The following is a 23,878-nucleotide window of genomic DNA, read 5'->3' as shown; positions in this document are numbered from 1 at the left end:
TTTGACCTGGAGGTGAAAGTTCGTGAAGAGAGTAGCGGTTTTAAATGTAGGCGGAGATTGTCCGGGACTTAACGCTGTAATTAGAGCATTAATTGTAAAAGGTGCTAATGAAGATATTGAAGTGGTAGGTGTGAATGATGGTTTTTGGGGATTAGTTGAAGATAAATTAACTATTTTAGCAAAGGAACATGTTTCGGGAAAATTACCAGAAGGCGGGATAATATTAGGATCTTCAAAGTATGATCCCACTGCTAACCCGAATGATTTAAAAAAATTAAAAAATAATTTTGAAAGATATCAACTTACCAGCTTGATATTATTAACAGGTCATACTGGTGCGAAAATAGCGTTAAAATTGGCAGATGAAGGTATTCCTTCAATTATTATTCCCGCAACTGTTGATAATGATCTATATTGGACGGATTTGAGCGTTGGTTTTTTAACCGCCTTACAAACAGTAACAGATGCTTTAGATAAGCTCCACTCTACTGCTAGCGCTGGACATAGAGTAGTTGTTGTAGAAACCGGCGGGGATGAAGCAGGCTGGTTAGCTACTATAGGAGGTATGGCAGGTGGTGCTGACTATATTATAATTCCTGAGGTTGGATTTGAAGCTCAAAAAATGATCGAAAATATAAAAAGAAGATATTCAGTTGGAAGACGATTCTCTATTATCGTTGTGGAAGAAAAAGTCAAACTCCCTGATGAGGTTCTAAATTCAATAGGTGATGAAAAGATTCGTGATTTTATGAGACCCTCCGAGTTATTAACAGAGTATATCAAGAACAATTTGGAAAATGTAGAATGTAGGACTGTAAATTTAGATTATTTACAAAGAGGAGGAACTCCTTCAGCTTTTGATAGATATTTAGCCTTTAAATTCGGTGTCAGTGCTATTGAAAAGGTAAAGAAAGGGAAATCAAATATCGCATTGGGATTAAAAGGCTTTGAAATAGTTGAAAAACCCTATACAGAAGAGATTTTGAAAAATAAAGAAATAAATAAAGATATTTATGAAATGGCTAAAATGTTTTTCTGAAATTTAGCGGTACATTTGTACCGCTAAATTTTTACTTCAAATTTAAAAGATATACTAAAAAAAGGTTCAGTTTCGCCATAAGGTCCAGCCCAACCATCTACTTCTGACTTTCTTTCATCTTCGTATGAAGTATTTAGATCTATTTCTCCTTTTAAATAATACTCTAAAATAAATTTGTATTTTATTTTCTCATTGAAAATATCTAAACCTATTAAAAACCCTTCCATATCGTTTCCATAATCAAATCCTATAGGTATTTCTTCGCCATTGTATTTTGCAGTGAATTTTAGAGATGGTAACCAGTGATTATAAATCCAAGTATAAATCTTATAATACTCGAACTTTGGAGATATATAATATTTTGAAGTTTCAGTTACATATCTGGTTCCTAGTCCCCACGCAAGAGCTGTAGGTTTATAATTTATTGCCCCACTTTCTGTTCCAGGTACTAGAAAATCATCCATGGCGAATTGTCCATATAATTGCCAACCATCTAAAGGAATTATGGATAAATCAATCCCGAGCATATTGTTAGAAAAACCTTCTCCAAAGTTATTATGAGCTATCCCAAACAGGTTAGCATCAGAAAGATCAGGGTATTTCCCACCAACTAGATTAAGTTCGTTCAATGACAATCTTACTCTATTTTTAAAAAAAAGAAACTCAACACGATGAATAAATAAGCTTTTAGAGGGATCTTTGTAACCAAAATTTGATATTCCTTTTCTATCTGAGTTTCTATCAAATGATGTGTCCATTTGCCTTTCTAATTCCTCTTCTGTTAAAAAAGGATCAAAGAAATACATGCCACTTATAACTCTTAGATTTCCTCCGTCATATCCCCCCATAAACCCTGTTACATACGGAAGAGAATCAGAAAGGTAAACTCCCCTTTCTAAATCTGACCAATTGCTTTGAAAAACTCCACCTATTAACCACAAAGGATCAAAAGATTTATAAAAAAAACCAGGATACGCTTCAAGTTCGTCGCTTGAAGAAATAGGATAAGGAGTTACGTTGGTAAAATTCACCCCTTCATAAATACTTTTTAAGAGATAATCTTCATTGATTGCTATCTCTGAAAATAATAAAGTATTAAAAAATAAAAAAGATAACAAAAGATAATATCTAAAATGTCTATTAATTTTTCTCATATTTTTCAAAAAACTCTTCTTCGCTCATTATAACGGTTCCATACTTTTGAGCTTTTTCTACTTTTGAACCTGGGTTTTCACCAACAACGAGTAAATTAGTCCTTTTAGTCAAATTTTCATTAAAAACAGCCCCTAGAGATTCAACATATTCAGCAAACTCTTGTCTAGTCATTCTCGATAGTACTCCCGTCTGACAAATAATTAATCCTTTTAGTGGACCTTCTTTTTCTTTAATTTCCTTTTGTCCTGTTTTTACTCCTGCTTCTTTTAACTTTTTAATTATTTTTTTTACCTCTTCTTGTGAAAAGAACTTAATAATAGAATTTGCTATGTCTTCTCCAATCCCCTCTATTTCAATAAGTTCATCAAAATTAGCTTTCATAAGATTATCCAATGTTTTGAAATGGTTAGCCAAATCTTTTGCCGTTTTTGTACCTATATTCGGTACCCCTAACCCATTTATCAATCTATCTAATTCCCTACTTTTCGATTGCTCTATTTGATTTAAAATATTCTCAACCGTTTTGTCTCCGATTCCTTCTCCCAAACTTCTAATTTTTTCTTCATTTAGATAATAAAGATCAGAAACATCTTTTAATAATTTTGACTCAACCATCCTTTTTAAAATCTTAGGCCCTATTCCCTGAATATTCATAGCATTTCTTGAAACAAAATTTTCTAAAGATCTTAAAAGTTTTTCAGGACAAGATGGATTCAAACACCTTATTGCAACTTCAGATTCCCTAATCTTACCGACTTTTCCTCCACAAACTGGACACGATTTTGGAGGGGTTACAACCTTTTCTTCACCCGTTCTTTTTTCTTTGACAGGACCTATTACTTGAGGAATTATACCTCCTGCTTTTTTTACTATTACGTAATCGCCAGCACGTATATCTCTTTCTTTTATATAATCAAAGTTATGTAAACTTGCCCTTCTAACAATTGTTCCTTCAAGTTGAATAGGGACAAATTCAGCTACAGGAGTTATTATCCCGGTACTTCCAACTTGAAATTTTATATTCTCCAACTTTGTCTCTTTTTGGTCAGCTTTAAATTTAAAAGCAATTGCCCATCTTGGAGATCTAACTGTTTCCCCCAAAAGCCTTTGAAATTCAAAGTTATTTACTTTTACTACTATTCCATCTACTTCATATTCCAATTCTTTTCTTTTCGAGTTCCAACTTTCCCAGAATTCAACAACTTCTTCTATACTTTCAGCCTTTTTATAATTAGGATTTACTCTAAAACCTATTTCTTTCAAAAAATTCAAAGCTTCTTCTTGGGTTTTTAGATTATAATTTTGAGGATTAATTACATAATACATAAAACAATTCAGTTTTCTTTTCGCAACTTCTGAGCTATTTAAGAGTTTTAAGGTGCCCGCTGTTGAATTTCTTGGATTTGCAAAAATAGGTAACCCTTTTTCTTCCCTTTCAGAGTTAATTCTTACAAACTCTTTTTTTGGCATGTATATTTCTCCGCGTACCTCTATACTTACATTTTTTCTTAACCTCAATGGAATAGCTGGTATTGTTTTTACATTTTCAGTAATATCTTCTCCTACTGTCCCATCCCCACGAGTAATTGCTTGGGATAAAACTCCATCTTTATATCTTAATGCTACAGAAACACCATCTATTTTCAATTCACATAAATACTCAACATTTTCTTTTTTTAAATTTTTTAAAACCCTTTTATGAAATTCCAATATTTCTTCTTCATTATACGTATTATCTAAGGAGAGCATTAGTACAGAATGATTTACTTTTTGAAAGCCTTCAAGAACAATTCCTCCAACTCTTTGAGTTGGTGAGTCAGAAGATTTTAATTCTGGATATTTTTTTTCTAATTCTACTAATTCTTTAAAAAGTTTGTCATATTCTTGATCAGAGATGACAGGACTGGCTAATACATAGTACCTGTAATTATGTTCTTCAACCTCTGATTTTAATTTTTCATATCTTTCTTTAATGTCTTTAGGAACACTCAAGTGTTGTTCCCTCCTAAATTAGCGATAGATAATATTTGTTAGACTTCTTCAAATATAGCAGAAGCTACTGCATATTCTCTTTCATGGGCAATAGTTATATGAATAATACCTTTAGCTTTAAATCTTTCAAACAAAAAGTTTATTGATTCATTATCTAAATAAGGTTCTCCACTCTCTCTATTTAAAATAGTAATCTCGGAGTAAGGAACAAACCTTTTAAAGCATTTGATTATAGCTTCTTTAACAGCAAAACGTCCAGCAGCGTATTCCTTTTTCCTTTTTTCTCCTTTAAAACTTTCATAAACTTCTTTTTCTTTAGGAGAAAGAATTTTTTGAATATTTTTCTCATTTATTCTATCTACTTTAACAATGTCAATCCCTATTCCTTTGATCATTTATTAACAGCCTCACATTCGCTCCAGGTTCTATTTTTTTTAAGAAACTATCAATTCTTTCATCATTTAGATATAGTTCATACGATTCTATTTCATTTAAATTCAAAGATACTTTTGAAAAAACATCAATCAATTGAACATCTCTTTGAACCTTTTTTACTGTATAATTTGCTCCATTACTTATTTTTTCGTTAAGATCCAATATTTTCCCATTGTTTGAAATTATGATTTCTTCCTTGTCCAGATCAACTTCTTTCCCATTTAAAAATACTTTCATTTTTTGAATTTCTAAATCCAAAAAATCCTTAATTTTCGGCAAGTTTTCCGATCTGGTTTTTAAAATGTCTCCATTCTTTATTTTATAATCTCTATCTAGGATTTCATCTTCTTTTAATACAGTAGTACCTACAGGGACCTCATAAGGAAGGTTGTTTATTGTGAAGAATACTTTTTCGTTATACTCTTTAAATACATCTGCAATCGTAGGTAGTGCTGTTTGAATTTTATCACCATCTTCAATTTTTTCTTCTAAATCTTCTATTTTCTCATCATTTTTTGTTATTTTTGGATATGCTTCTTTTGGAATTCCATTTAAGTAGTACTGAATCGGTTTTACTATATCCTTTATTTTTAAAGTAACAGGCTGGCCGTCTTTTGGCTCTTCAATCTCGATATGATCTCCAGGTTTTATAGTTGAATGTAAATCCCCTATTATCCCGTTAATCCGTATTTTTGCCTTTTCTCCCATATTTCCTTTTTTTATCTGCAATTTTCCGTCTAATTCGAAAGCAATTGCTGGAGAGGGAGTCCCAACTAATTTGTCTACCGCATATCCCGCTTGTAGTAAAGTTTGCAGAACATTCATATCTTTCCCTATTATAAGCATGTTCACATTTCTTCCATTGACTTTCACTGTATTGAAAACACTACCTTGTTTTTTTATGGCAACATTTACGATACCAAGAGGAGTAACGTATTCACTTCCTTCTAATCTTTTTGTTTCAAATATTATGTTGTCAAAATTTTTTGCAGTCTTTAATGACACTCTTGATTTTGGTAAATCAAACTTCTTAGCTAATTTTTCAGTGAAGGTAGGAACTTTACCTCCACCCCCTACTACCAAAATAGCAACTGGGGTTTTACCATTTAAATTTTTTATTTCTTTTGCAATATTTTCTGTAATATTATCTATGACCGGTGACAATATTTCAAGAATTTCTTCCCTTTTTACTTCTTGGAAATTATCCAATATATCGCTGTAAGTAATTGTATTCTGATATGAAAGTTGCTTTTTAATCTTTTCGGCTGTTTTAAAGTCTACAAGTAAATGTTCTGAAATACAATCTGTTATTTCATCCCCTGCCAAAGGCACCATCCCATATCCTATTATCACACCTTTATCAGATATAGCTATATCGCTTGTTCCAGCTCCAACATCCACCATTGCAATATTTAAGTTTCTTAAATCCTCAGGAACCACTAAACTTGTAGCTGCTATAGGTTCTAAAGTTATATGAATTGGTTTTAATCCAACTTTATCCAATACTGACATAATAGCTTCGACAACATTTTTAGGTAAGAAAGCGGCTAAAACTTTAACTTTAGCTTTATCGCCTCTTTGGCCTTCTAAATGTTTAATCCATTGGCCATCAAGACTGTAATATAATACTGAGTATCCTACGCAAAACATTTCTTGAGAATAATTACTTTTCTTAGTTGCATTTTTCACTGCTTCTAGTTCCATTTTTTTAGTAATTTCATCATCAAGATATCCGTACTCTGAAATATCTATAGAATATGACCCTACGGAAGAAATCAGAAATCTCCCAGCTATTGCTATGGCTACTTCGGTTAGTTTATTTTCATTTTCTTCTTCTAATTTTCTTTTTATGCTCGCAACACCTTTAACAACTTTATTTACATCATGTATTTGACCATCAAGCATGGCTCTATTTTCATGTTCAATTTCTGCAAAATGTTTTATTATTATTTTCTCTCTTTCTTCATCGTACTCTGCTAATAAGCCTACCAATGTTCGCGTACCTATATCAAGTCCAAATATCATTGCCATACCCCCATCAAACTTCTATAATAGTTGCTCCTGTTCCGCCTTCCTCTGTTTTAGCTATTTTGAAATCTTTGATTAAATGAGATTTTCTTAAAAAATCCCAAACACCTTCAGCCAACTTACCAGTTCCTTTGCCATGAATAATTCGTCCTTCTTTAATTCCAGCACTCATCAAATCTGAAATAAATTTCTCGATCTCTGGTATAGCTTCATTCACAGAAAATCCTCTTATATCTATTTCAGGTTTTATATCTTTTTTTTGATTTATTCTAACATTAATCTCTTTTTTATTATTTTTGTCTTCTTTATGAGTTATTAAGGGTTCAATTTCTAAGGGGCTGTAAGTTATTTCTATTGGAGAATCATTTATTTGAACAGTTATTTTAGATTGATTTATACTCTTTACTATGCCTTCCATATTTCCAGGAACTTTTACCTTCATTCCTTCTTTCAAGAAAATATTTGCTTTTTTTTTCTTATTTTGTTTTTGTTCAATTAATTTTTCAGTATCAGAGAGTTTTTTGGATATTTCTTCAGATTTTTTTAACATATTTTTGAGATCTTCAGGATTCAAATCCTCTTTTTTAAAATTCAGAATTTCTAACAATTCCTGTATCTGTTTTTTAAGACTTTTAACTTGAGCTTTTAGTTGATCAATTTCTGAGTCTAATTTCTCTATTTCTTTTTCTTTTAATTTTTGAAGTTTTGTCTGATATTCGCTTTTTAACTCAGCTATTTCTTTTTCATTCTTTCTAATTCTTTCTTTTCTTTCCTCGTATTCTTTATGAAGTCTAGATATACTATATAATATCTTTTCATTATTTGCAAAGTCTTTATTTAGATTTCTCCTTGCTTCTTCAATTATTTCAGATTTTATTCCTAACTTTTCTGCAATCTCTATAGCATGAGAAGCTCCTGGAACTCCAACCATAAGCCTGTATGTAGGTTGAAGTGTTTCTAAATCAAAAGACATAGAAGCAGAAATTAATCGATCTTCTTCTAATGAATAAGCTTTGATTTCAGAAAGATGTGATGTAGCAAATATCCTAGTATCTTTAGTTAATAAAAATTTTATTATAGCTTTACTCAGAGAAGCCCCTTCTATAGGATCGGTTCCTGTACCTAATTCATCTATTAATACAACAGAATCTTCATCAACATTTTCTAGTATAGATTTCAAATTTACAAGATGCGAAGAAAAAGTACTAAGATTTTGGGATATATCTTGTTCATCACCTATATCAGTATATATTTCTTTTATTCGAGGTACTTCACCTTTTAAAACCAAAACTGGAAGTCCAGCATGTGCCATAAAAAAAGCAAGACCTATAGATTTCAAAGATACAGTTTTCCCTCCAGTATTTGGACCTGTTATAATCATACCATTTTTATCTAATTTCACATCTATTGGGATCACTTTTTCTTTTGATATTAAAGGATGTTTTAATTCTTTAAGTAATATCTCTCTTTTTTTGGAAGGTTTAATAAAAATACCTTGCATTTGCTGAGCATATCTAGCTTTAGCAATATTAGAATCTATATATCCTATGATTTTAACGTTTTCTTTTAATTTGTCAATGTTTTTTTGTATTTCAAAAGTTAAAATAGATAGGATTTTATTTATTTCTGTTTTTTCTTTTGAAATCAAATCTATTAATTTATCATTTAAAATAAGTATACTTTCTGGTTCTATAAATATGGTCGCTCCAGAATCAGATTTCCCTACAACAATTCCTTTCAAAATCTGTCTGTTTTCACTTTTTAAAGCTACACACACCCTACTATTTCTCTCTATAGGTTTATCTATAGAAAGGTATTTTAAATATCTATTTTTAATCCTGTTAAATTCTGAGCTTATATGGCTTTTTACATTATTAATCTCATTTCTAATATTTTTCAACTCCACCGTTGCTGTATCTTTGATTTCTCCATCATCGGAAAAAGTTTTAAATATCTTATCTTTTAGATAAATTAAAGGGTTAAAATGGTTAAGTTCCTCAACTAAAAACTCTATCTTTTCACTGTAATATTTAAATATAGAATTTCCTTCTGCCAAAAACATTCCTATTTTTCTAAATTCTACCCCTGTAATAATTTCTTTTTTCTCGATTTTCTCTAGTATATTATTTATAAAAGCCATACCATATAGATCTTTTATCTCATCTTTTAAAACCATATCAAAAAAAGCTCGAGAAACGTTAATTTCTCGATCTAATTTGCTATAATCCATATACATTTTTGTATTTTGTAACAAAAATTCCTTCCCATAATCTGTATGACTAAATGAAGTAATTAAATTTATTACTTTCTGTATTTCTAAATCTTTATAAGTCTTATCTAAAATTTAAAACTCACTCCCAATGATATCGGAATATAATTAACCGTTAAATCTTCATAATATCTCGTTTCATAACCAACAGATAAAATAAGAATGTTGTAGCTAATTCCTCCGTTGACCAATATTTCTGTTTTGAAACTTTCAAATGAATCTTCTGTGTGAACGCCTCCATAAGCGTTGACTATAAATCCTAAGTCACCTATAATATTAGTGTTGTATTTCATATTCAATCCTAATGAAACTCCCATATCCTCAGAAACTATTCCGTTTTCTATTAATTTATAATTATAATAAAATCCTATGTAAGGTCCATAAGATATTTCTCCACTATCTTCGGTAGGAATAAGAAAAGAAACCCTTCCCCCAACGTAATCATAATTATTTGTGGAATTTGAATTCAACGTTGATGAATAAGATGGGTTTACAAGTAATTCAAACGAATAAATGGTACTAGTTATAATTAGAAAAAAAGAAAAAATTAGAAAAAATTTATTAAAAGACATCATCCTGATCCCCTTTTCGCTTATTTATTCTTTGTTCAATTTAGCAACCGAGACTTTTTTCTCAAAATTTTCTTTAATAGCTTTTATTGAAAGATCACAAATTTCTAACTGCTCTTCTCTACTTGCATGAGAAATAAATTCATCTTTAACTCCATATGCAAAAATATTTTTATCTTTTAACTTAAAAATTTCTTCGTTAAATCCTCCTTTTAAACTGCCTTCTTCATATACAAAAATATACTTAGCTTTTTCTTTCAACTCTTCCATTATAAATTGGTCCAAAGGTTTAACACTTCTTACACCAATAATATTTATATTATATCCTTTTAGAGCTTCATACACATTTTGAGAGATGGTTCCCACTCCTAAGGCATATATATCGGAATTAGAGTTCTTTAAATATTTCCATTCACTATTAACTAGTTTTAAATCACTCATAATACTTTGTAATTCTATATTTTCCCCATCTCTTGGAAAACGAATGAATCTAGGTTTAGAGATACCTTTTATAATCGATGTATATAACATATTAGCTAGGTCTTGTGCATTTATAGGAGTCCATATTTCAACGTTTGGAATAAGTCTGGTATATGAAATATCGAAAACTCCATGATGGGTAGGTCCATCTTCCCCTACTAATCCAGCCCTATCAAGCAAGAACAATATAGGTATACTTTGTAGTGCAGCATCGTGTATTATAGAATCAAAAGCCCTTTGCATAAATGTAGAATAAATATCAACAACTGGTAAAACACCACCTAACGAAAGAGCCGAAGCAGTTGTTACAATACTTGGCTCGGTTATACCCATATCTATAACCTTTTCAGGAACAACGTTTTGGAGAATACATAGACCCGTACCTTCTGCCATTGCTCCAGTAAAAGCCAAATACTCGTAGTCTTTAAGATGCAATAAAGTATGCCCAACTACCTTGCTATAAGAAACTTGTGGTGATTGCTTTTGAGAAATACCGTGAAACTTAGTGGGGGCTTTTTCAGTTTCTTCAAAACCTTTCCCTTTTGTAGTAATAACATGGAGCAATACAGATTTTTCATCATAATCTCTTACAAACTCCATAAACTCTTGCATCTTCTTTATATTATGACCATCGACTGGTCCATAATATTTAATACCCATATCTTCAAAAAGTGAAGCAGGTGATTCATATAATGAGTATTTTAGGGCATCTCTCATTTTCTTTAAAATCGTTTCAACATCTTTTCCAATATTAAAATCTTCTAAAGATGATTTCAAAACCTCTTTGGTTTGGGTATATTCTTTTCTTACCCTGAAATTGTTTAAAAATTGAGCTATAGTTCCTACACTCTTTGAAATTGACATATTATTATCATTTAGTATTATTTTTACTTTTGCATCTTGAAAATTCAATTGGTTTAAAGATTCCAGAGCCATTCCACAAGCCAATGCCCCGTCTCCAATAATAGAAACGATATTTCTTTTTCTTTTTTTTATTTTATCAGATAGAGCATATCCCAAAGCAACCGAAATTGACGTCCCGGCATGTCCTGCTCCAAATCGATCCGCTTCAGATTCATAAATGTTTGTGTACCCGCTTATTCCACCAGTGTTCCTGATATTTTTAAAATCTTTCCATCTACCAGTCAATAATTTATGAACATAAGATTGATGACTTGTATCCCATATAATTACGTCTTCAAAAGGATCGAACACCCTGTACAAAGCTATTGTTAATTCTACTATTCCTAAATTAGAAGCAAGATGACCATTATTGTTATAAACAACATCAAAGATATAATTTCTTATTTCTTTAGCAAATTCTTCTAATTCCTTATAATTCATGTTTCTCAAGGCTTTATAAAGGGCCACTTCATTTTGTGACATTTTAATATCGATAGAGTTTTTAAAATTTAACTCTACCTTCCCCCTTTCACGGTTTATAATTAAGAAATTATGGGGTTTATCGATCGGGCAACATTATCCATTATACCATTAACAAAAGCAGCAGACTTTTGTGAGGCATAAGTCTTAGTTAATTCTGTTGCTTCATTTAAAATGACTTTTACTGGAATTTGTTTTTTGTTGAACAATTCATAAATAAAAATTCTCATCACAGTTTTTTCAACATTGCCAATACGCTCAAAAGACCATCCTTCTGAGTATTTTTCAATCAATTCGTCATATTGATTTAAATTCTTGTAAATGTCTTCTATATACGTTCTTGCTTCCTCATAATAAGCTTTTTCTAACGGTGATCTACGATTTAAAGTTTCAAACGTGAAAAATAGTCTTTCCAGATCAACTTTTTCAATGGCTAATTGGAAAAGACTTTCAAAAACAACTTTTCTCATTTCTCTTTTTTTTGTAATTGAATTACTCATCTTGCTTTTTCTGCTCTTCGCCTTCTTCTTCATCTGTTAATTCCTTGTTTACTGCACTCGTTTCTTCAACTTCGCCTTCCAATTCTTCGTATTCCTCTTGCAATTCTTCAGGTCTGACGAGATTTTCTATAGCTATATCAACGTTAGATACATAGGCTTCAGCTATTTTTTCAAGATCCTCTTTGATTGATTTTTGGACTTCTTTTGAAAATTCAACAATGTTTTCACCATATTTTGCAGGTAATTTTAACGAAACGCTTACACTCTGATCATCATTTACTACTATTTTAATGCTCTTTTGTAAATCTTTTTGAATTTTATCATTGTACATTTTTTGAGACTTCAAAAAAGTTTCTACTGTTTTAAAAACTAAATCTTTTAATACATTTTCAGAAGTGATAATTTCTCCATAATCATTTTCTTCATTTAACGGCATTGAATTTACCTCCTTTAGATAAAGTTATTTGTCAATTAATAATTATATCATAAATTAAAACATTTTTAATTGATTTTCATGTTCTTCATATTTTTTCTTTTTTATATTTTTAATACTTTTAAACTTACCCTCTAAATCCACTCTATCTGATAACAGTTCGAGTATCTCTTTCGATCTCCCGATTATTTCTGGCGGGAATCCTGCTAACCTTGCAATTTCTATTCCATAACTGTTATCGCTTATTCCTTCTTCTATCTTATGAAGAAAAACTACACCATCCATAGTTTCCAGCACTTTGACTCGCTTAGAGACTACTTCTTTGTATATATGAGACATGTATGTTAGTTCTGTATAGTGAGTTGCAAATATCGTATTACATTTCTTAATTTGAAACAGGTATTCAGAAATTGCCCACGCAACAGAAATACCGTCTAAAGTGCTTGTACCTCTTCCCACTTCATCCAAAAGAACAAGACTTTTATCGGTTGCTTTGTTTAAAATAGTCGAAACTTCTAACATTTCAACTAAAAATGTGGATTTCCCAGTTACAATATCATCTCTTGCACCTATCCGCGTAAAAACACCGTCATAAATAGGGATCAAAGCTTTCTTTGCAGGCACAAAACACCCAATTTGAGCCATCAAACTAATCAACCCAATTTGTCTTATATAAGTAGACTTTCCACTCATATTAGGTCCCGTCAATATTATATAATATTTTTCGTTCTCTATACAAAAATCATTTGGAGTAAAAACATCTACAAATCTTTCTACTACAGGATGTCTAGATTCTTTAATATAAACTTCTTTATAATTCTTTACAAACGATGGCCTACAATAATTGAATAATTTGCTAACTTCTGCGAAAGATCTATAAACGTCTAATTCAGCAACTTTATCAGATAATATCTTTATTTTATATACAAATTGATGTAAATGAGATAAAAGCTGCGTGTAAACCTCTTTTTCAATGGCTCTAATTTTTTCTTCTGATAAAGCTAACTTTTGTTCAATCTCTTCTAAATCGCTAATAGTAAATCTTTCACTATTTACTAAAGTCTGCTTTCTGATATAATCTTGAGGTACTTTCGAAAGTTGAGATTTAGAAATTTCAATATAAAATCCATATATCTTATTTCTTCCGACTCTTAAATTGTTAATTTTGGTTCTTTCCTTTTCTTGACTTTCTATTTTTTTCAATACCCCATCCAAATTATTTATTAAATCTCTATAGCTATCAAGCTCTTCTGAAACACCTTTCTTAATAACCTTTCCATTTCCAGGGGTTAATGAAGGTTCCTCAAATATTGTTTTTTTGATGATTTCTTTTATTTCATGGAGAGTTTCCACATTATAGAAAAGAGATTTTAAATTTTGGTGACGATTTAAAATCTCCAAAATATACGGAAGTACTTCCAAAGAGTCCTTTAAGGCAATTAAGTCTCTTGGGGTAGCGTTCATCAAAGATATTCTGGAAGAAATTCTTTCCAGATCTTTGATAGAAGAAAGATACTCTTTCAACTCTTCTATTAAAATCGGATTTTCTATAAGTTGCTGAACTATATCTAATCTTTCTTCTATTTTTTCCTTATCTATCAAAGGAGCTATAAGAAATTCTCTTAATTTTCTACTACCCATACTGGTTTTTGTAAATTTTAAGATATCATAAAGAGTCTTCCCTCTATTTGAACTGGTAGGAATAACCCCTAAGTTTTCTAGGGTATTAGCGTCTAAAAGCATATGGGTTTTGGATTTGAAGCGTTTAGGAAATTTCATATGTTTAATTTTAGTAAATTGTGTGGTTTCTAGATATTTTAAAACCGCGTCTGCTAATTTTAATTCATTATCATCATAATCTAAATGATCAAAGCTCAAAATTTCGTAACTTTCTTTTAGGTGATCTCTAAAATTATTGGAGAAATACCATTCATCTAAGGTTTCTATATAAACATCTTTTAATAAATTTTTAATTTTCTTGGATAAAATTTCAAGATTCTTGGAAAGCAGAATTTGAACGAATCCAAACGATGATATAAAATCTAAGAGTTCTTCTTCTTTAAAATCAAATGTATCCAAAAAGAAATCTCCGGTTGAAAAATCGAAGATAGCTATGTTGAAAAAACCATTTTTTTCGTCAATTAAAGCAGAATATCTGCTATTATCTTCTATCATACCCTCTTCTAAAACTGTACCAGGAGTTAATATTTTGGTAACTTCTCTGTCTACAATACCTTTTGCAGTCTGAGGGTCTTCCATTTGTTCACATATAGCAACCTTGTATCCGGCATCAAGTAATTTTTTTAAGTAATTATTGAGAGCATGATACGGAATCCCAGCCATGGGATTACCGTTTCTTTTAGTCAAAACTATTTGCAAAATCTCACTTACAAGCTTAGCATCTTCAAAAAAAGTTTCATAAAAATCACCCAAACGAAAAAGTAGTATAGAATCTTTGTGTTTTTCTTTTATTTGAAGGTATTGCTTTATCATCGGAGTAATATTGCTCATCTTTGAGCCTCCTTATCGTAACTTAGAAAAAGAAGGACGCCTAACTTTCTGCGCCCTCTTTTTAAACACTTGTCAAAAATCAATCGAAACTGCTTTTTTCAAATATTAATTTTTATTCTCTTGTGCTTCACTCTTTGTAGTTATAACTTTATCTAAAATCCCATATTTTAGAGCTTCCTGTGCATTCATGAAGAAATCTCTGTCTGTGTCCTTTTCAATCTTCTCCAATGGTTGTTTAGTATGTTTACTGAGGATTTTATTTAAATCTTCTTTCATCCTCAAGATCTCTTTGGCGTGTATCTGTATATCAATGGCGGAACCTTCAGCTCCTCCCCATGGTTGATGAATCATTATTCTTGAGTAAGGCAAAGAATACCTCTTACCCTTTGTCCCTGCAGCTAGTAATACAGCACCCATTGATGCGGCTTGACCTATACAAATAGTTGAAATATCAGGTTTAACATACTGCATAGTATCGTATATCCCTAATCCTGCTGTTACCGAACCACCTGGAGAATTTATGTACAAATATATGTCTTTATCTGGGTCTTGAGATTCCAAAAAAAGGAGTTGGGCAATTATTAAATTTGCCACATCATCGTTAATAGGTGTTCCTAAAAAAATTATTCTATCTTTCAAAAGTCTTGAATATATATCATAAGCTCTTTCGTATCTGCCTTCACTTTCGATAACTACAGGCATTGGTATAGACATCATTTATCGCCTTCCTTTTTTAATTTTTTCGATGATTTTTTTTGGTTCAAGAGGAGTTAAAATTATTTGCCCACTATCCATGTAAATAACCGATTTAACAGCCTTTCCATAAGAGGCATCGATCAGATTAAGGGAACCTTTTATATGATTCTGAGAATTAACTGTTCCTTCATTCTCTAACTCGCTAATTACATCGATACCTTGATATATTTTTTTTATTTTTCCAAATTGTATAAAAGTTTCCGGTATTACAGAATGTACCCTTTCTGCTGGAACAAAAACCCCTTTACCAACGGATATGAACATATAATTTCAACTTCCTCCTCAATAATTTTCTGTATAAATTATACAAAAAAAATATTATTTTTTGTTGACATAAATATTATACCTCTTATACTCATTCACTTAACTGATTTTTTATTTTTTCGTATTTTTCATCGATTTTCATTTTCTCTTCTTTTAAATTTACTAATTTTTCTCTGGCATAAGTAAGAATATCCAAGGCTTTTTTATAAATTTCTAGTGCCTTTTCAATATCTATTTCATCTTCTTGCTCATTCTGAAAGTAATTGTTTATTTTCTCCAAAAGAGATAGCTGTTCTTTAAAACTTAAATTTTTAATTTCTTCTTCACTAAGTTTTATAATCTCTTCCATATTTTATCTCCCTTCAGTTGAATTTCTTGAATAATCACCATTTTTTAATTTTTTCGATTTTAGAATCTGCTTGCCCATCTTTGAATATCAAATTTACCATTTCATCCTCTACTAAATCTTCTACACTATCTATTATCTCATCATCTTTTTTTACTAAAACTCCTTTATGTAAAAAAGCAGCAAATGGACTAGCATTTGTTAAACCTTGAAAAGTGCTGATTAATAGTCTTTCTGAAACTTCATACCTGTTTTTAAACTGAGAAGAAATTTCCTTTGAGTTAGATAAAATACTTCGTATATAATTTTTTATTTTATAATTTATATTGTTTTGAATATTTACAAAGTTATTTGGTGAAAGTTTTTTCTCGCATTTTTCCATAATTTGATTAACTTTTTTATTTATAGTTATATCTTTGTCTTCGATAACCTTATCTGTAATCTTTAGCTCTTTGTTAATATAGTATTTGATATTGTTAATTGTATTGAAAGATAATAAACCTTCTGTTTGAGCAAATATAGTAGAAAAAGTATTTGTTATATAATTTTCGAAATCTTCAACACGATCAACAAAAAAATTTATCTGATTAACTATGTCTCTAGAAACCTCTGTAGGTGTTGAATAACTTTTCCAACTAACAAAATCTGGTATAGTCTTATCTTGTTCGTGGCCTATTCCAGTAAGCACAGGAATTTTTTTATTAAATTTAGCGATAAGATTTCCTAATTCTAGATCATCAAAGTACATAAGGTCGCTTTTTGATCCTCCACCTCTTATTATAACAACTATATCGTAGCCAATTTTAGATTTTAAAATCGACAACATTGCTTTTTTAATTCCGGGGACCGTATCAGCTCCTTGCATTGGAGCGGGATATAAATGTACAATGGGAATAAATCTAGCATGGTGAATATTTTTTTGGAAATCTCCAAAACCAGCCGCTGTTGGAGAACTTATAACGGCAATTTTTCTTATAGGATCAAGATCAACCAATTCTGATTCCACTTTCCTTAACAGATTTCTTGTTGCTAATTTTTTTAATATTTCTTTTCTCTTTTTCTCAATCTCAGAATCACCTAAAGGTATAATCGCTATACCTAAAATGACATATTTAGCTTCCCTTTTCCAAAAATTCACAATCCCTTGAAACTTCCATCTTTTGTTAATTAGTTCTTTCTCGTTGTTCACCTTGCAATGGTCTAATATATAGGGTACTGAAGATTTGCTAAAAAAGATCGTGATAGAATAATTGGATACACCAACTTTTTGGGACAATTCAACGTATAAATCCCCTCTTTTACTATATTTTGAATGAGTTACATCACCTATAACCTCTATCTCTTGTTTGTAAAGAGAAGAATTTAAAAATATATTGTTCAAATATTCAATTAATGCTTGGATACTTTCAAATTTAAACTCTTCATCATGGGGAAATAACAACAGTTAGCTCTCCTTTAACCTGATTTTTGGATTCAAAAAAAGTTATCCCTTCCGACACTCTACCTTTAAAAAACTCCTGATAAACTTTTGTCATTTCACGGCCAACAAAAAGTTCTATATCTCCGAAACTTTCAAGTATTTCATTCAGTGTTTTATTAATTCTATGAGGAGATTCAAAAAATACTACTGGATATTTAAAATCTTTTATTTCCTTTAACAGTCTCCTTAATTTTTTATCTCTTGGCAAAAAACCCAAAAATAAAAATTTTGAAGCAGGAAAACCACTTATAGCCAATACAGTTGTAATAGCGGAAGGCCCTGGAATAACCTCCATTTCAATTCCTTCTTCCCAGCATGCATTAACAAGATTGTAGCCGGGGTCCGATAAAACAGGCATTCCCGCATCAGAAACCAAAACAATACTATTGTAATTCCTAATTAATGTCAAAACTTCTGGAAGATTTCTTTTGGAATTTACTTCATTGAAAGTATATAATTCTTTTTTACCTAAATTAAAATGATTTATTAATTTTAAGGTAACTCTTTTATCTTCAGCTAAAATTAAATCTGCTTTTTCCAAAGTTTTTAAAGCTCTAATAGTTATATCTTCAAGATTGCCTATAGGGGTACCGACCAAAAAAAGTTTTCCCATTATTTTCTACTTCCTACAATCTTCTTTAAATTGCAGTTGTGTGTTCCTGCAAAATCAGAGTTATTGTATCCTTCTAAATATGTTAAATCTTCCAATTTGTAATACAAATCTTGTAAAAAATCTTTTAAAAAAGATTCTAAATCAACTTTCTCAAATTTTTCTTCGATTTCCAGCAAATAACGTATTTCTGATAAATTTTTTTTGTAGTTGATACAATTATCTGGGTTCAATATTTCATCCACCACAATTTCTGGGTCATAATTTAGTATATATCTATTTTTTATAACCATTCTTTGATTTTTCATATCTTCAATATCAACTTTTTCTGGATTTATTACATACTCTATTTCTTCTCTTAGCCCCTTTTTGATTTCTTTTTTTATGTTCGTAGTCCAAATTTCTTTATTATTTTTCTTTTCTAATCGAGTTCTTCTGCCTTTTCTATCGTACCATTGAATTATAAGCGATATATCTTTTGATCTTGAAATCAATTCTTTAAATATATAATAGTCTGGAATTCGAAACTTTTTTTCTCTTTCTATCTTCAAATCAATCGCCTCTAATAAAAAATCTGCTAGTTAATTATACCATATATCTAAGAAGGTATTTAATCAACGGAAAGCTATAGCTTTCTACTTCGATCATGTCATGAAAAAAATAAAATTTCATAAATATTTTACTTTATTGACAATAATAAACTTGACAAAACAAAAATAACTCATTATAATTGACACGAATTTTATAGATGACCAAGGTTCATAGAATCATTTAAAATAAAAGGATAAAGTCTAAAGGAGGTAAAAAAATGACAAAAGATGAATTATTCCAAAAGGTAAAGGAAGTAATAGTAGATACTTTGAGTGTTGACGAAAATGAGGTTACTTTAGATGCATCATTTACAGATGATTTAGATGCAGATTCTTTAGAGTTAGTAGATTTAACAATGGCTTTTGAATCAGAGTTTGGTGTTACTATTGAAGATGATGAATTAGAAAAAATAAAAACGGTTGAAATTGCCGTTAATATGCTTGCTGAGAAGTTAAACATCGACGACGAAGACTGATCTTGATTAAAAATGCGGGGAGCTATTTTGCTCCCCCATTATTTTTTAAGGAATTTTTTAGAAAGGAGCGAAGGATTGACAATGGCGAAAAAATACATTATAGTCACCGGAGGCGTACTAAGCGGTATAGGTAAAGGGGTTGTTTCTGCTTCAATCGGAAGACTTATCAAAGAATTAGGATTGAAAGTTAATTCCTTGAAAGTAGATCCTTATTTGAACGTCGATGCTGGAACTATGAATCCTAATCAGCATGGAGAAGTTTTTGTAACAGAAGATGGTTATGAAGCTGATTTAGATTTGGGCCATTATGAAAGATTTTTAGGTATTGATATGAAAAAATTTAACAATATGACTGCTGGCCAAGTATATAAACATGTTATTGAAAAAGAGAGAGAAGGAAAATATTTAGGAGCAACCGTTCAAATGGTGCCACATGTTACAGAAAGAATCAAAGAAAGAATTGAAGAGATAGATACCGAAATTCTTCTTATTGAAATAGGGGGCACCGTAGGGGACATTGAAGGAGAGATCTTTTTAGAAGCTGTTAGAGAGCTTTCTTTTGAGAAAGGCAGAGACAATTTCATGTTTATACATGTGACTTTCGTTCCATATTTGCATGTTACAAACGAGTTTAAAACGAAACCAACACAACAATCAGTGCAATTATTAAGAAGAATTGGAATACAACCAGACATGCTTTTAGTAAGAACCGAAAAAGAAATTGATCCATCCAGTCTTGAGAAGATTGCTCTTTTTGGAGGAGTACCATCTGATTACGTAGTTAATCTCCCCGATCTAAGCAATGTATATGAGGTCCCCAAAATATTATATGAAAAAAGCATTCATAAATTAATCTCTAAAAAGCTTGAATTAACACTTTCGAATGATAATAATCCTTTTATGTGGAAATGCCCAAAAACTTTTAAAAATTTAAAAATTGCCATGATTTCTAAGTATTTAGGAACAGACGATGCTTACAAAAGCATCATGGAAAGTATTTTTTTAAGTGGTGTTAATAGACCGGAATTAATCAATGCAGAAGAACTTGAAGAAATGAACGAAGATGAATTGAATATACTTTTATCAAAATATCAAGGGATCATAATTCCTGGGGGCTTTGGAAGAAGGGCTGTTGAAGGTAAGATCAAAGCTATAGAATATGCTAGAGAAAATAAGGTGCCCCTTTTAGGAATATGCTTGGGAATGCAGTTGATGGTTATAGAATTTGCACGAAATGTCCTTAAATATGATGATTCAAATTCTACGGAGTTCGATCCAAAAACTCCTTACCCTGTTATTGATTTAATGGAAGAGCAAAAAAAGAGCCTTAATCTTGGAGGAACTATGAGATTAGGTTCCCAAAAAATAGATATTATACCCAACACGAAACTTAGTAAGATTTATAAAGATAAAAAAGAAATTTTTGAAAGGCATCGACATAGATACGAAGTAAATTATAAAATGTTTGAGGATATGTTTGAAAAAGGAAATAATACTCCAAACAAACTAACTATTTCTGCAATGACAGATTTTGTAGAAGCAGTAGAGTTATCAGACCATCCTTTTTATGTTGGAATACAATACCATCCAGAGTTTAAAACAAAAGTAGGAGAACCCCATCCTATCTTCAAAAATTTTATTGAAGAAGTCGAAAAAAACAAAAAAAATTAGAAATATCGAGGAGGTACAATTATTATGATCTTTTATGAACTGTATCTACGATCATTTTACGACTCTAACGATGATGGCCTAGGAGATTTCCTTGGTTTAAAAAATAAACTAGATTATCTTTGTAATTTAGGTATTGATTATGTTTGGCTTCTTCCTATAATGAAATCTCCGGCATTTCATGGATATACAGTTTCTGATTTCTATGAAGTTAACCCTGTATATGGAACTTTAGAACATTTGAAAAATACTCTGAAAGAAGGCCACGAAAAAGGTTTAAAATTTGTCTTGGATCTTCCTATAAACCATGTCGCTGTCAGTTCTGAATGGTTCCAAAAGGCTTTGAAAGGAGAAGAACCCTATAAGAATTGGTTCATATGGGCAAACGAAAAAGCAGATTTAGATGAAATAAGGCATTGGGATGATAGTAAAATATGGCAAAAAATAGGAGATAAATATTTTTATGGTATTTTTGGTCCTGCTTCTCCTGATCTCAATTTTGAGAATCCAGAACTGTGGAATGAAATTAAGAAGATATTTAAATTCTGGCTAGAGACAGGCTTTGATGGGTTTAGACTAGATGCTGCCAAGCATATTTTCGACTTTGATATTGAAGAAATGCATTTTAAGTATCAACATGAGAAAAACGTTGAATTCTGGAAAGAAATGACAAAGTATATTAAATCTATAAAAGAAGACGCTATTGTTATAAGCGAAGTTTGGGATGCTCCAGAAATAGTTAGAAAATATGAAGGTATATTCGATATAGGCTTTAATTTTCCAATAGCTGAAGATTTAAAAATGACTTTAAAAAAAGAGTCACCGTCAGAATTTAATAAAACATTAATCAAATGTATACCAGAATACCTTCCTGATGGAAAAGTTTTGTCAAAATCGGGTAATTTTTTAACGAATCATGATATGACAAGGATATTATCAGATTTAAAGGATGAAGAAAAAGTAAAACTGGGTTTTTCTATTCTTTATACTTTACCAGGTGTTCCTTTTATCTATTATGGTGAAGAAACAGGTATGAAAGGTATTCCAAAAGATGTCAATTTCACAGAAGACAGTCAGGAACCTTTTCATTGGTACGAAAATGGTTTTGGCCCAGGTCAAACAGAGTGGAAAGGTTATAAGTTTAATCCACCATACTCTGGTGAATCAGTTGAAGAACAAAAAAAAGATAAAAATTCTATATTAAATACTGTCAAATCTTTGATTTCATTTCGAAAAAATAATTTATGGCTAGAAAATGCAAAAGTTGAAATTTTGAATTTTGATGAAAATGTGGTAGAATTAAGAGGATATGACCAATTACATGAAATTATTGCCTATTACAACCTAAAATCGTCGATTTCCTCGTTTTTTCTCCAAAATGGACAAGAATTATTATCAATAGGTAATAATTATATTGAAAACAATGTGATAAGTTTGGCACCATTCGGCGTGCATATAATAAAGAAAAAATAATCGCTAAAAAGAGGTGATTTAACTAGTGCGAATGAGAGTAGTCTTTTTGTCTTTAGTCTTTGTATTGTTATCCTCAACATTTTTTGCAAACTCGCCTTATATTAATTTTATCAGTAATAATGAAAATTCCAATGAAGATATAACAATTCGAACCATTTTGTATGATTTTATTTCAACTCAATACAAATTGGCAGTCGGCAAAGATATGCCTGAAGATCGTTTAAAAGAGTTAGTATATTCAATTATGGAAGCATCAAAAATTTTTGAAGTTTCTCCTATGTTAATTGTAGCTATTATTGACACTGAAACAAATTTTAAAAATATAATAGGTCCACATGGAGAGGTAGGGTACATGCAAGTAAGACCCACAACGGCTCAGTTTATTATTCAAAAATACTATGATCTATTTGAATCTTTAAATTATAGTGAAACATCTATAGATTGGATTGAAGAAAGATTATTATTTGATCCCAGATACAATATATTTGTTGGAACTGCGTATATAAAATATTTACTGGATAGTCATGGTGATGCATACAAAGCAATAGGTTGGTATAACGGTGGAGGTAACGAATATTATGCCAATAAGGTGGTTTATAAATTAAATAGAATAGCTATTAAATACCCTATAATATAGATAATTAATTCTATAAAAAGCTTCATATCATAATGAACTCCCCTATGTCAAGTAGACACAAAAATTAATAAAAAACTATATACAACTGGATGCTTGGTTTCTGAACTCAACGGGAGCCAGGCATCCAAGTTTTTTCTGGAATCTATCTTCGTTATAAAATTTAATATATTTGTGTATTGCTTGTTCTAATTCTTCAAGAGAATCAAACTTCTTACCATAAAACATCTCACGTTCAATTCCCCTTCCTCGAAGGGGAATTTAAACCCACATACCTGAACTGCCCCATGTCAAGTAGACACAAAAATTAATAAAAAACTATATACAATTGGATGCTTGGTTTCTGAACTCAACAGGAGCCAGGCATCCGAGTTTTTTCTGGAACCTACGGTTGTTATAAAAATCAATGTATTCGTGAATAGCTTGTTCTAAATCTTCAAGAGAATCAAACTTCTTACCATAAAACATCTCACGTTCAATTCCCCTTCCTCGAAGGGGAATTTAAACCCACATACCTCTCAAGAGGGGAATTAAACCTAAATCTATTGCAAGAGGTAAATTAATACTTATTTAGAAAGTTTTATACTTTTATTTCAGAACTTCTTTTAATTCATCTATGGTTATTTCTAATAGATTATCTCCTATGTAATTTATTGTTTTTTCATCTGTGTTCCTAATCTTTTCTTTTAATTCTGATGTCAGCTTTTCACCAAATTTTTTTGATAATAGCTTAATAGTAAATTCTTTCCTTTCTTCCAGCTTACCTTCCTCTTTTCCTTCCCTCATG

24 protein-coding genes are annotated in these 23,878 nt (G+C 30.7%); 5 read left to right on the top strand and 19 right to left on the bottom strand.

The window, feature by feature from the left end; all coding sequences use genetic code 11:
* Nucleotides 1-22 precede the first annotated feature (22 nt).
* A complete protein-coding gene (locus PW5551_RS02355; RefSeq protein ID WP_113074179.1) occupies nucleotides 23-1,039 on the top strand; it encodes a 6-phosphofructokinase in 1,017 nt (338 codons plus the stop codon).
* 23 nt (nucleotides 1,040-1,062) lie between these two features.
* On the opposite strand, the gene PW5551_RS02350 is transcribed toward PW5551_RS02355, so the two are convergent.
* The 16 genes from PW5551_RS02350 to PW5551_RS02275 form a co-directional block, all read right to left on the bottom strand.
* Nucleotides 1,063-2,193, bottom strand: coding sequence for a hypothetical protein (locus PW5551_RS02350; protein WP_146738315.1), 1,131 nt, complete (start codon nucleotides 2,191-2,193; stop codon nucleotides 1,063-1,065).
* Entirely contained in the window at nucleotides 2,180-4,186 is a 2,007-nt protein-coding gene (ligA, locus tag PW5551_RS02345; RefSeq protein WP_113074175.1) for an NAD-dependent DNA ligase LigA, read from the bottom strand. The genes PW5551_RS02350 and ligA overlap by 14 nt, the downstream gene beginning before the upstream one ends.
* A gap of 38 nt (nucleotides 4,187-4,224) precedes the next feature.
* The gene (locus PW5551_RS02340; RefSeq protein ID WP_113074173.1) at nucleotides 4,225-4,581 is read right to left on the bottom strand and encodes a holo-ACP synthase; all 357 of its coding nucleotides are present in this window, start codon (nucleotides 4,579-4,581) and stop codon (nucleotides 4,225-4,227) included.
* Nucleotides 4,559-6,646: a cell division FtsA domain-containing protein gene (locus PW5551_RS02335; RefSeq protein ID WP_113074171.1), complete on the bottom strand. Its 2,088-nt coding sequence runs from the start codon at nucleotides 6,644-6,646 to the stop codon at nucleotides 4,559-4,561. Before PW5551_RS02335 ends, PW5551_RS02340 begins: the two co-directional genes overlap by 23 nt.
* Nucleotides 6,647-6,659: 13 nt before the next feature.
* A complete protein-coding gene (locus PW5551_RS02330) occupies nucleotides 6,660-8,993 on the bottom strand; it encodes an endonuclease MutS2 (protein WP_113074169.1) in 2,334 nt (777 codons plus the stop codon).
* On the bottom strand, nucleotides 8,987-9,490 hold the full coding sequence (locus tag PW5551_RS02325; protein ID WP_113074167.1) for a hypothetical protein: 504 nt from the start codon (nucleotides 9,488-9,490) through the stop codon (nucleotides 8,987-8,989). Before PW5551_RS02325 ends, PW5551_RS02330 begins: the two co-directional genes overlap by 7 nt.
* 24 nt (nucleotides 9,491-9,514) lie before the next feature.
* On the bottom strand, nucleotides 9,515-11,353 hold the full coding sequence (dxs, locus tag PW5551_RS02320) for a 1-deoxy-D-xylulose-5-phosphate synthase (protein WP_113074165.1): 1,839 nt from the start codon (nucleotides 11,351-11,353) through the stop codon (nucleotides 9,515-9,517).
* Nucleotides 11,354-11,412: 59 nt separating this feature from the next.
* The gene (gene nusB / locus PW5551_RS02315; RefSeq protein WP_113074163.1) at nucleotides 11,413-11,883 is read right to left on the bottom strand and encodes a transcription antitermination factor NusB; all 471 of its coding nucleotides are present in this window, start codon (nucleotides 11,881-11,883) and stop codon (nucleotides 11,413-11,415) included.
* Nucleotides 11,843-12,286, bottom strand: a complete 444-nt coding sequence (locus tag PW5551_RS02310) for an Asp23/Gls24 family envelope stress response protein (RefSeq protein WP_113074161.1) — start codon at nucleotides 12,284-12,286, stop codon at nucleotides 11,843-11,845. Before PW5551_RS02310 ends, nusB begins: the two co-directional genes overlap by 41 nt.
* A gap of 54 nt (nucleotides 12,287-12,340) precedes the next feature.
* On the bottom strand, nucleotides 12,341-14,794 hold the full coding sequence (gene mutS / locus PW5551_RS02305; RefSeq protein WP_113074159.1) for a DNA mismatch repair protein MutS: 2,454 nt from the start codon (nucleotides 14,792-14,794) through the stop codon (nucleotides 12,341-12,343).
* 105 nt (nucleotides 14,795-14,899) lie between these two features.
* Nucleotides 14,900-15,508 carry an ATP-dependent Clp endopeptidase proteolytic subunit ClpP gene (gene clpP / locus PW5551_RS02300; RefSeq protein WP_199562159.1) on the bottom strand — a complete coding sequence of 203 codons (609 nt, stop codon included), beginning with the start codon at nucleotides 15,506-15,508 and terminating at the stop codon, nucleotides 14,900-14,902.
* A gap of 3 nt (nucleotides 15,509-15,511) precedes the next feature.
* Nucleotides 15,512-15,814: an extracellular matrix/biofilm biosynthesis regulator RemA family protein gene (locus PW5551_RS02295; RefSeq protein WP_113074155.1), complete on the bottom strand. Its 303-nt coding sequence runs from the start codon at nucleotides 15,812-15,814 to the stop codon at nucleotides 15,512-15,514.
* A 91-nt stretch (nucleotides 15,815-15,905) separates the two neighbouring features.
* Nucleotides 15,906-16,163: a hypothetical protein gene (locus tag PW5551_RS02290; protein ID WP_113074153.1), complete on the bottom strand. Its 258-nt coding sequence runs from the start codon at nucleotides 16,161-16,163 to the stop codon at nucleotides 15,906-15,908.
* 34 nt (nucleotides 16,164-16,197) lie between these two features.
* A complete protein-coding gene (locus PW5551_RS02285; RefSeq protein ID WP_158526112.1) occupies nucleotides 16,198-17,601 on the bottom strand; it encodes an exodeoxyribonuclease VII large subunit in 1,404 nt (467 codons plus the stop codon).
* Nucleotides 17,585-18,253 carry a 16S rRNA (cytidine(1402)-2'-O)-methyltransferase gene (gene rsmI, locus PW5551_RS02280; protein WP_113074149.1) on the bottom strand — a complete coding sequence of 223 codons (669 nt, stop codon included), beginning with the start codon at nucleotides 18,251-18,253 and terminating at the stop codon, nucleotides 17,585-17,587. The genes PW5551_RS02285 and rsmI overlap by 17 nt, the downstream gene beginning before the upstream one ends.
* A complete protein-coding gene (locus PW5551_RS02275) occupies nucleotides 18,253-18,801 on the bottom strand; it encodes a hypothetical protein (protein WP_113074147.1) in 549 nt (182 codons plus the stop codon). Before PW5551_RS02275 ends, rsmI begins: the two co-directional genes overlap by 1 nt.
* A 257-nt stretch (nucleotides 18,802-19,058) precedes the next feature.
* Between PW5551_RS02275 and acpP the strand changes: the two genes are divergently transcribed.
* The 4 genes from acpP (at nucleotide 19,059) to PW5551_RS02255 (ending at nucleotide 23,094) form a co-directional block, all read left to right on the top strand.
* Nucleotides 19,059-19,316 (top strand): acyl carrier protein, encoded by a 258-nt coding sequence (acpP, locus tag PW5551_RS02270; protein WP_113074145.1) that lies wholly within the window; start codon nucleotides 19,059-19,061, stop codon nucleotides 19,314-19,316.
* Nucleotides 19,317-19,397: 81 nt separating this feature from the next.
* Nucleotides 19,398-20,987, top strand: coding sequence for a CTP synthase (locus PW5551_RS02265; protein ID WP_113074266.1), 1,590 nt, complete (start codon nucleotides 19,398-19,400; stop codon nucleotides 20,985-20,987).
* Between the two features lie 24 nt (nucleotides 20,988-21,011).
* Entirely contained in the window at nucleotides 21,012-22,457 is a 1,446-nt protein-coding gene (locus PW5551_RS02260) for an alpha-amylase family glycosyl hydrolase (RefSeq protein WP_113074143.1), read from the top strand.
* 31 nt (nucleotides 22,458-22,488) lie between these two features.
* Entirely contained in the window at nucleotides 22,489-23,094 is a 606-nt protein-coding gene (locus PW5551_RS02255; RefSeq protein ID WP_113074265.1) for a transglycosylase SLT domain-containing protein, read from the top strand.
* Between the two features lie 75 nt (nucleotides 23,095-23,169).
* Here the strand turns inward: PW5551_RS02255 and PW5551_RS02250 are convergent, their stop codons facing one another.
* From PW5551_RS02250 to PW5551_RS02240, 3 genes are all read right to left on the bottom strand, one after another.
* Nucleotides 23,170-23,319, bottom strand: a complete 150-nt coding sequence (locus tag PW5551_RS02250; protein ID WP_113074141.1) for an IS3 family transposase — start codon at nucleotides 23,317-23,319, stop codon at nucleotides 23,170-23,172.
* 90 nt (nucleotides 23,320-23,409) lie between these two features.
* Nucleotides 23,410-23,559 carry an IS3 family transposase gene (locus PW5551_RS02245; RefSeq protein ID WP_113074139.1) on the bottom strand — a complete coding sequence of 50 codons (150 nt, stop codon included), beginning with the start codon at nucleotides 23,557-23,559 and terminating at the stop codon, nucleotides 23,410-23,412.
* A 120-nt stretch (nucleotides 23,560-23,679) separates the two neighbouring features.
* Nucleotides 23,680-23,878 (bottom strand): DUF4351 domain-containing protein (locus PW5551_RS02240; protein WP_370445891.1); only part of this gene is annotated, 199 nt, incomplete at its 5' end.

The organism is Petrotoga sp. 9PW.55.5.1 (assembly GCF_003265365.1).
GTDB lineage: Bacteria > Thermotogota > Thermotogae > Petrotogales > Petrotogaceae > Petrotoga.
The sequence above is the reverse complement of the archived record's forward strand: the minus strand, read 5'-3'. Positions and strand labels throughout refer to the sequence as shown.

Excerpts from the sequence above, each read along its gene's own strand:
- PW5551_RS02350 (WP_146738315.1), bottom strand. The coding sequence starts at position 2,193 with ATGAGAAAAATTAATAGACATTTTAGATATTATCTTTTGTTATCTTTT.
- PW5551_RS02340 (WP_113074173.1), bottom strand. The coding sequence starts at position 4,581 with ATGATCAAAGGAATAGGGATTGACATTGTTAAAGTAGATAGAATAAAT.
- PW5551_RS02335 (WP_113074171.1), bottom strand. The coding sequence starts at position 6,646 with ATGATATTTGGACTTGATATAGGTACGCGAACATTGGTAGGCTTATTA.
- PW5551_RS02325 (WP_113074167.1), bottom strand. The coding sequence starts at position 9,490 with ATGTCTTTTAATAAATTTTTTCTAATTTTTTCTTTTTTTCTAATTATA.
- dxs (WP_113074165.1), bottom strand. The coding sequence starts at position 11,353 with ATGTCACAAAATGAAGTGGCCCTTTATAAAGCCTTGAGAAACATGAAT.
- nusB (WP_113074163.1), bottom strand. The coding sequence starts at position 11,883 with ATGAAGAAGAAGGCGAAGAGCAGAAAAAGCAAGATGAGTAATTCAATT.
- PW5551_RS02310 (WP_113074161.1), bottom strand. The coding sequence starts at position 12,286 with ATGCCGTTAAATGAAGAAAATGATTATGGAGAAATTATCACTTCTGAA.
- mutS (WP_113074159.1), bottom strand. The coding sequence starts at position 14,794 with ATGAGCAATATTACTCCGATGATAAAGCAATACCTTCAAATAAAAGAA.
- clpP (WP_199562159.1), bottom strand. The coding sequence starts at position 15,508 with ATGTCTATACCAATGCCTGTAGTTATCGAAAGTGAAGGCAGATACGAA.
- PW5551_RS02295 (WP_113074155.1), bottom strand. The coding sequence starts at position 15,814 with ATGTTCATATCCGTTGGTAAAGGGGTTTTTGTTCCAGCAGAAAGGGTA.
- PW5551_RS02290 (WP_113074153.1), bottom strand. The coding sequence starts at position 16,163 with ATGGAAGAGATTATAAAACTTAGTGAAGAAGAAATTAAAAATTTAAGT.
- rsmI (WP_113074149.1), bottom strand. The coding sequence starts at position 18,253 with ATGGGAAAACTTTTTTTGGTCGGTACCCCTATAGGCAATCTTGAAGAT.
- acpP (WP_113074145.1), top strand. The coding sequence starts at position 19,059 with ATGACAAAAGATGAATTATTCCAAAAGGTAAAGGAAGTAATAGTAGAT.
- PW5551_RS02265 (WP_113074266.1), top strand. The coding sequence starts at position 19,398 with ATGGCGAAAAAATACATTATAGTCACCGGAGGCGTACTAAGCGGTATA.
- PW5551_RS02260 (WP_113074143.1), top strand. The coding sequence starts at position 21,012 with ATGATCTTTTATGAACTGTATCTACGATCATTTTACGACTCTAACGAT.
- PW5551_RS02255 (WP_113074265.1), top strand. The coding sequence starts at position 22,489 with ATGAGAGTAGTCTTTTTGTCTTTAGTCTTTGTATTGTTATCCTCAACA.
- PW5551_RS02250 (WP_113074141.1), bottom strand. The coding sequence starts at position 23,319 with ATGTTTTATGGTAAGAAGTTTGATTCTCTTGAAGAATTAGAACAAGCA.
- PW5551_RS02245 (WP_113074139.1), bottom strand. The coding sequence starts at position 23,559 with ATGTTTTATGGTAAGAAGTTTGATTCTCTTGAAGATTTAGAACAAGCT.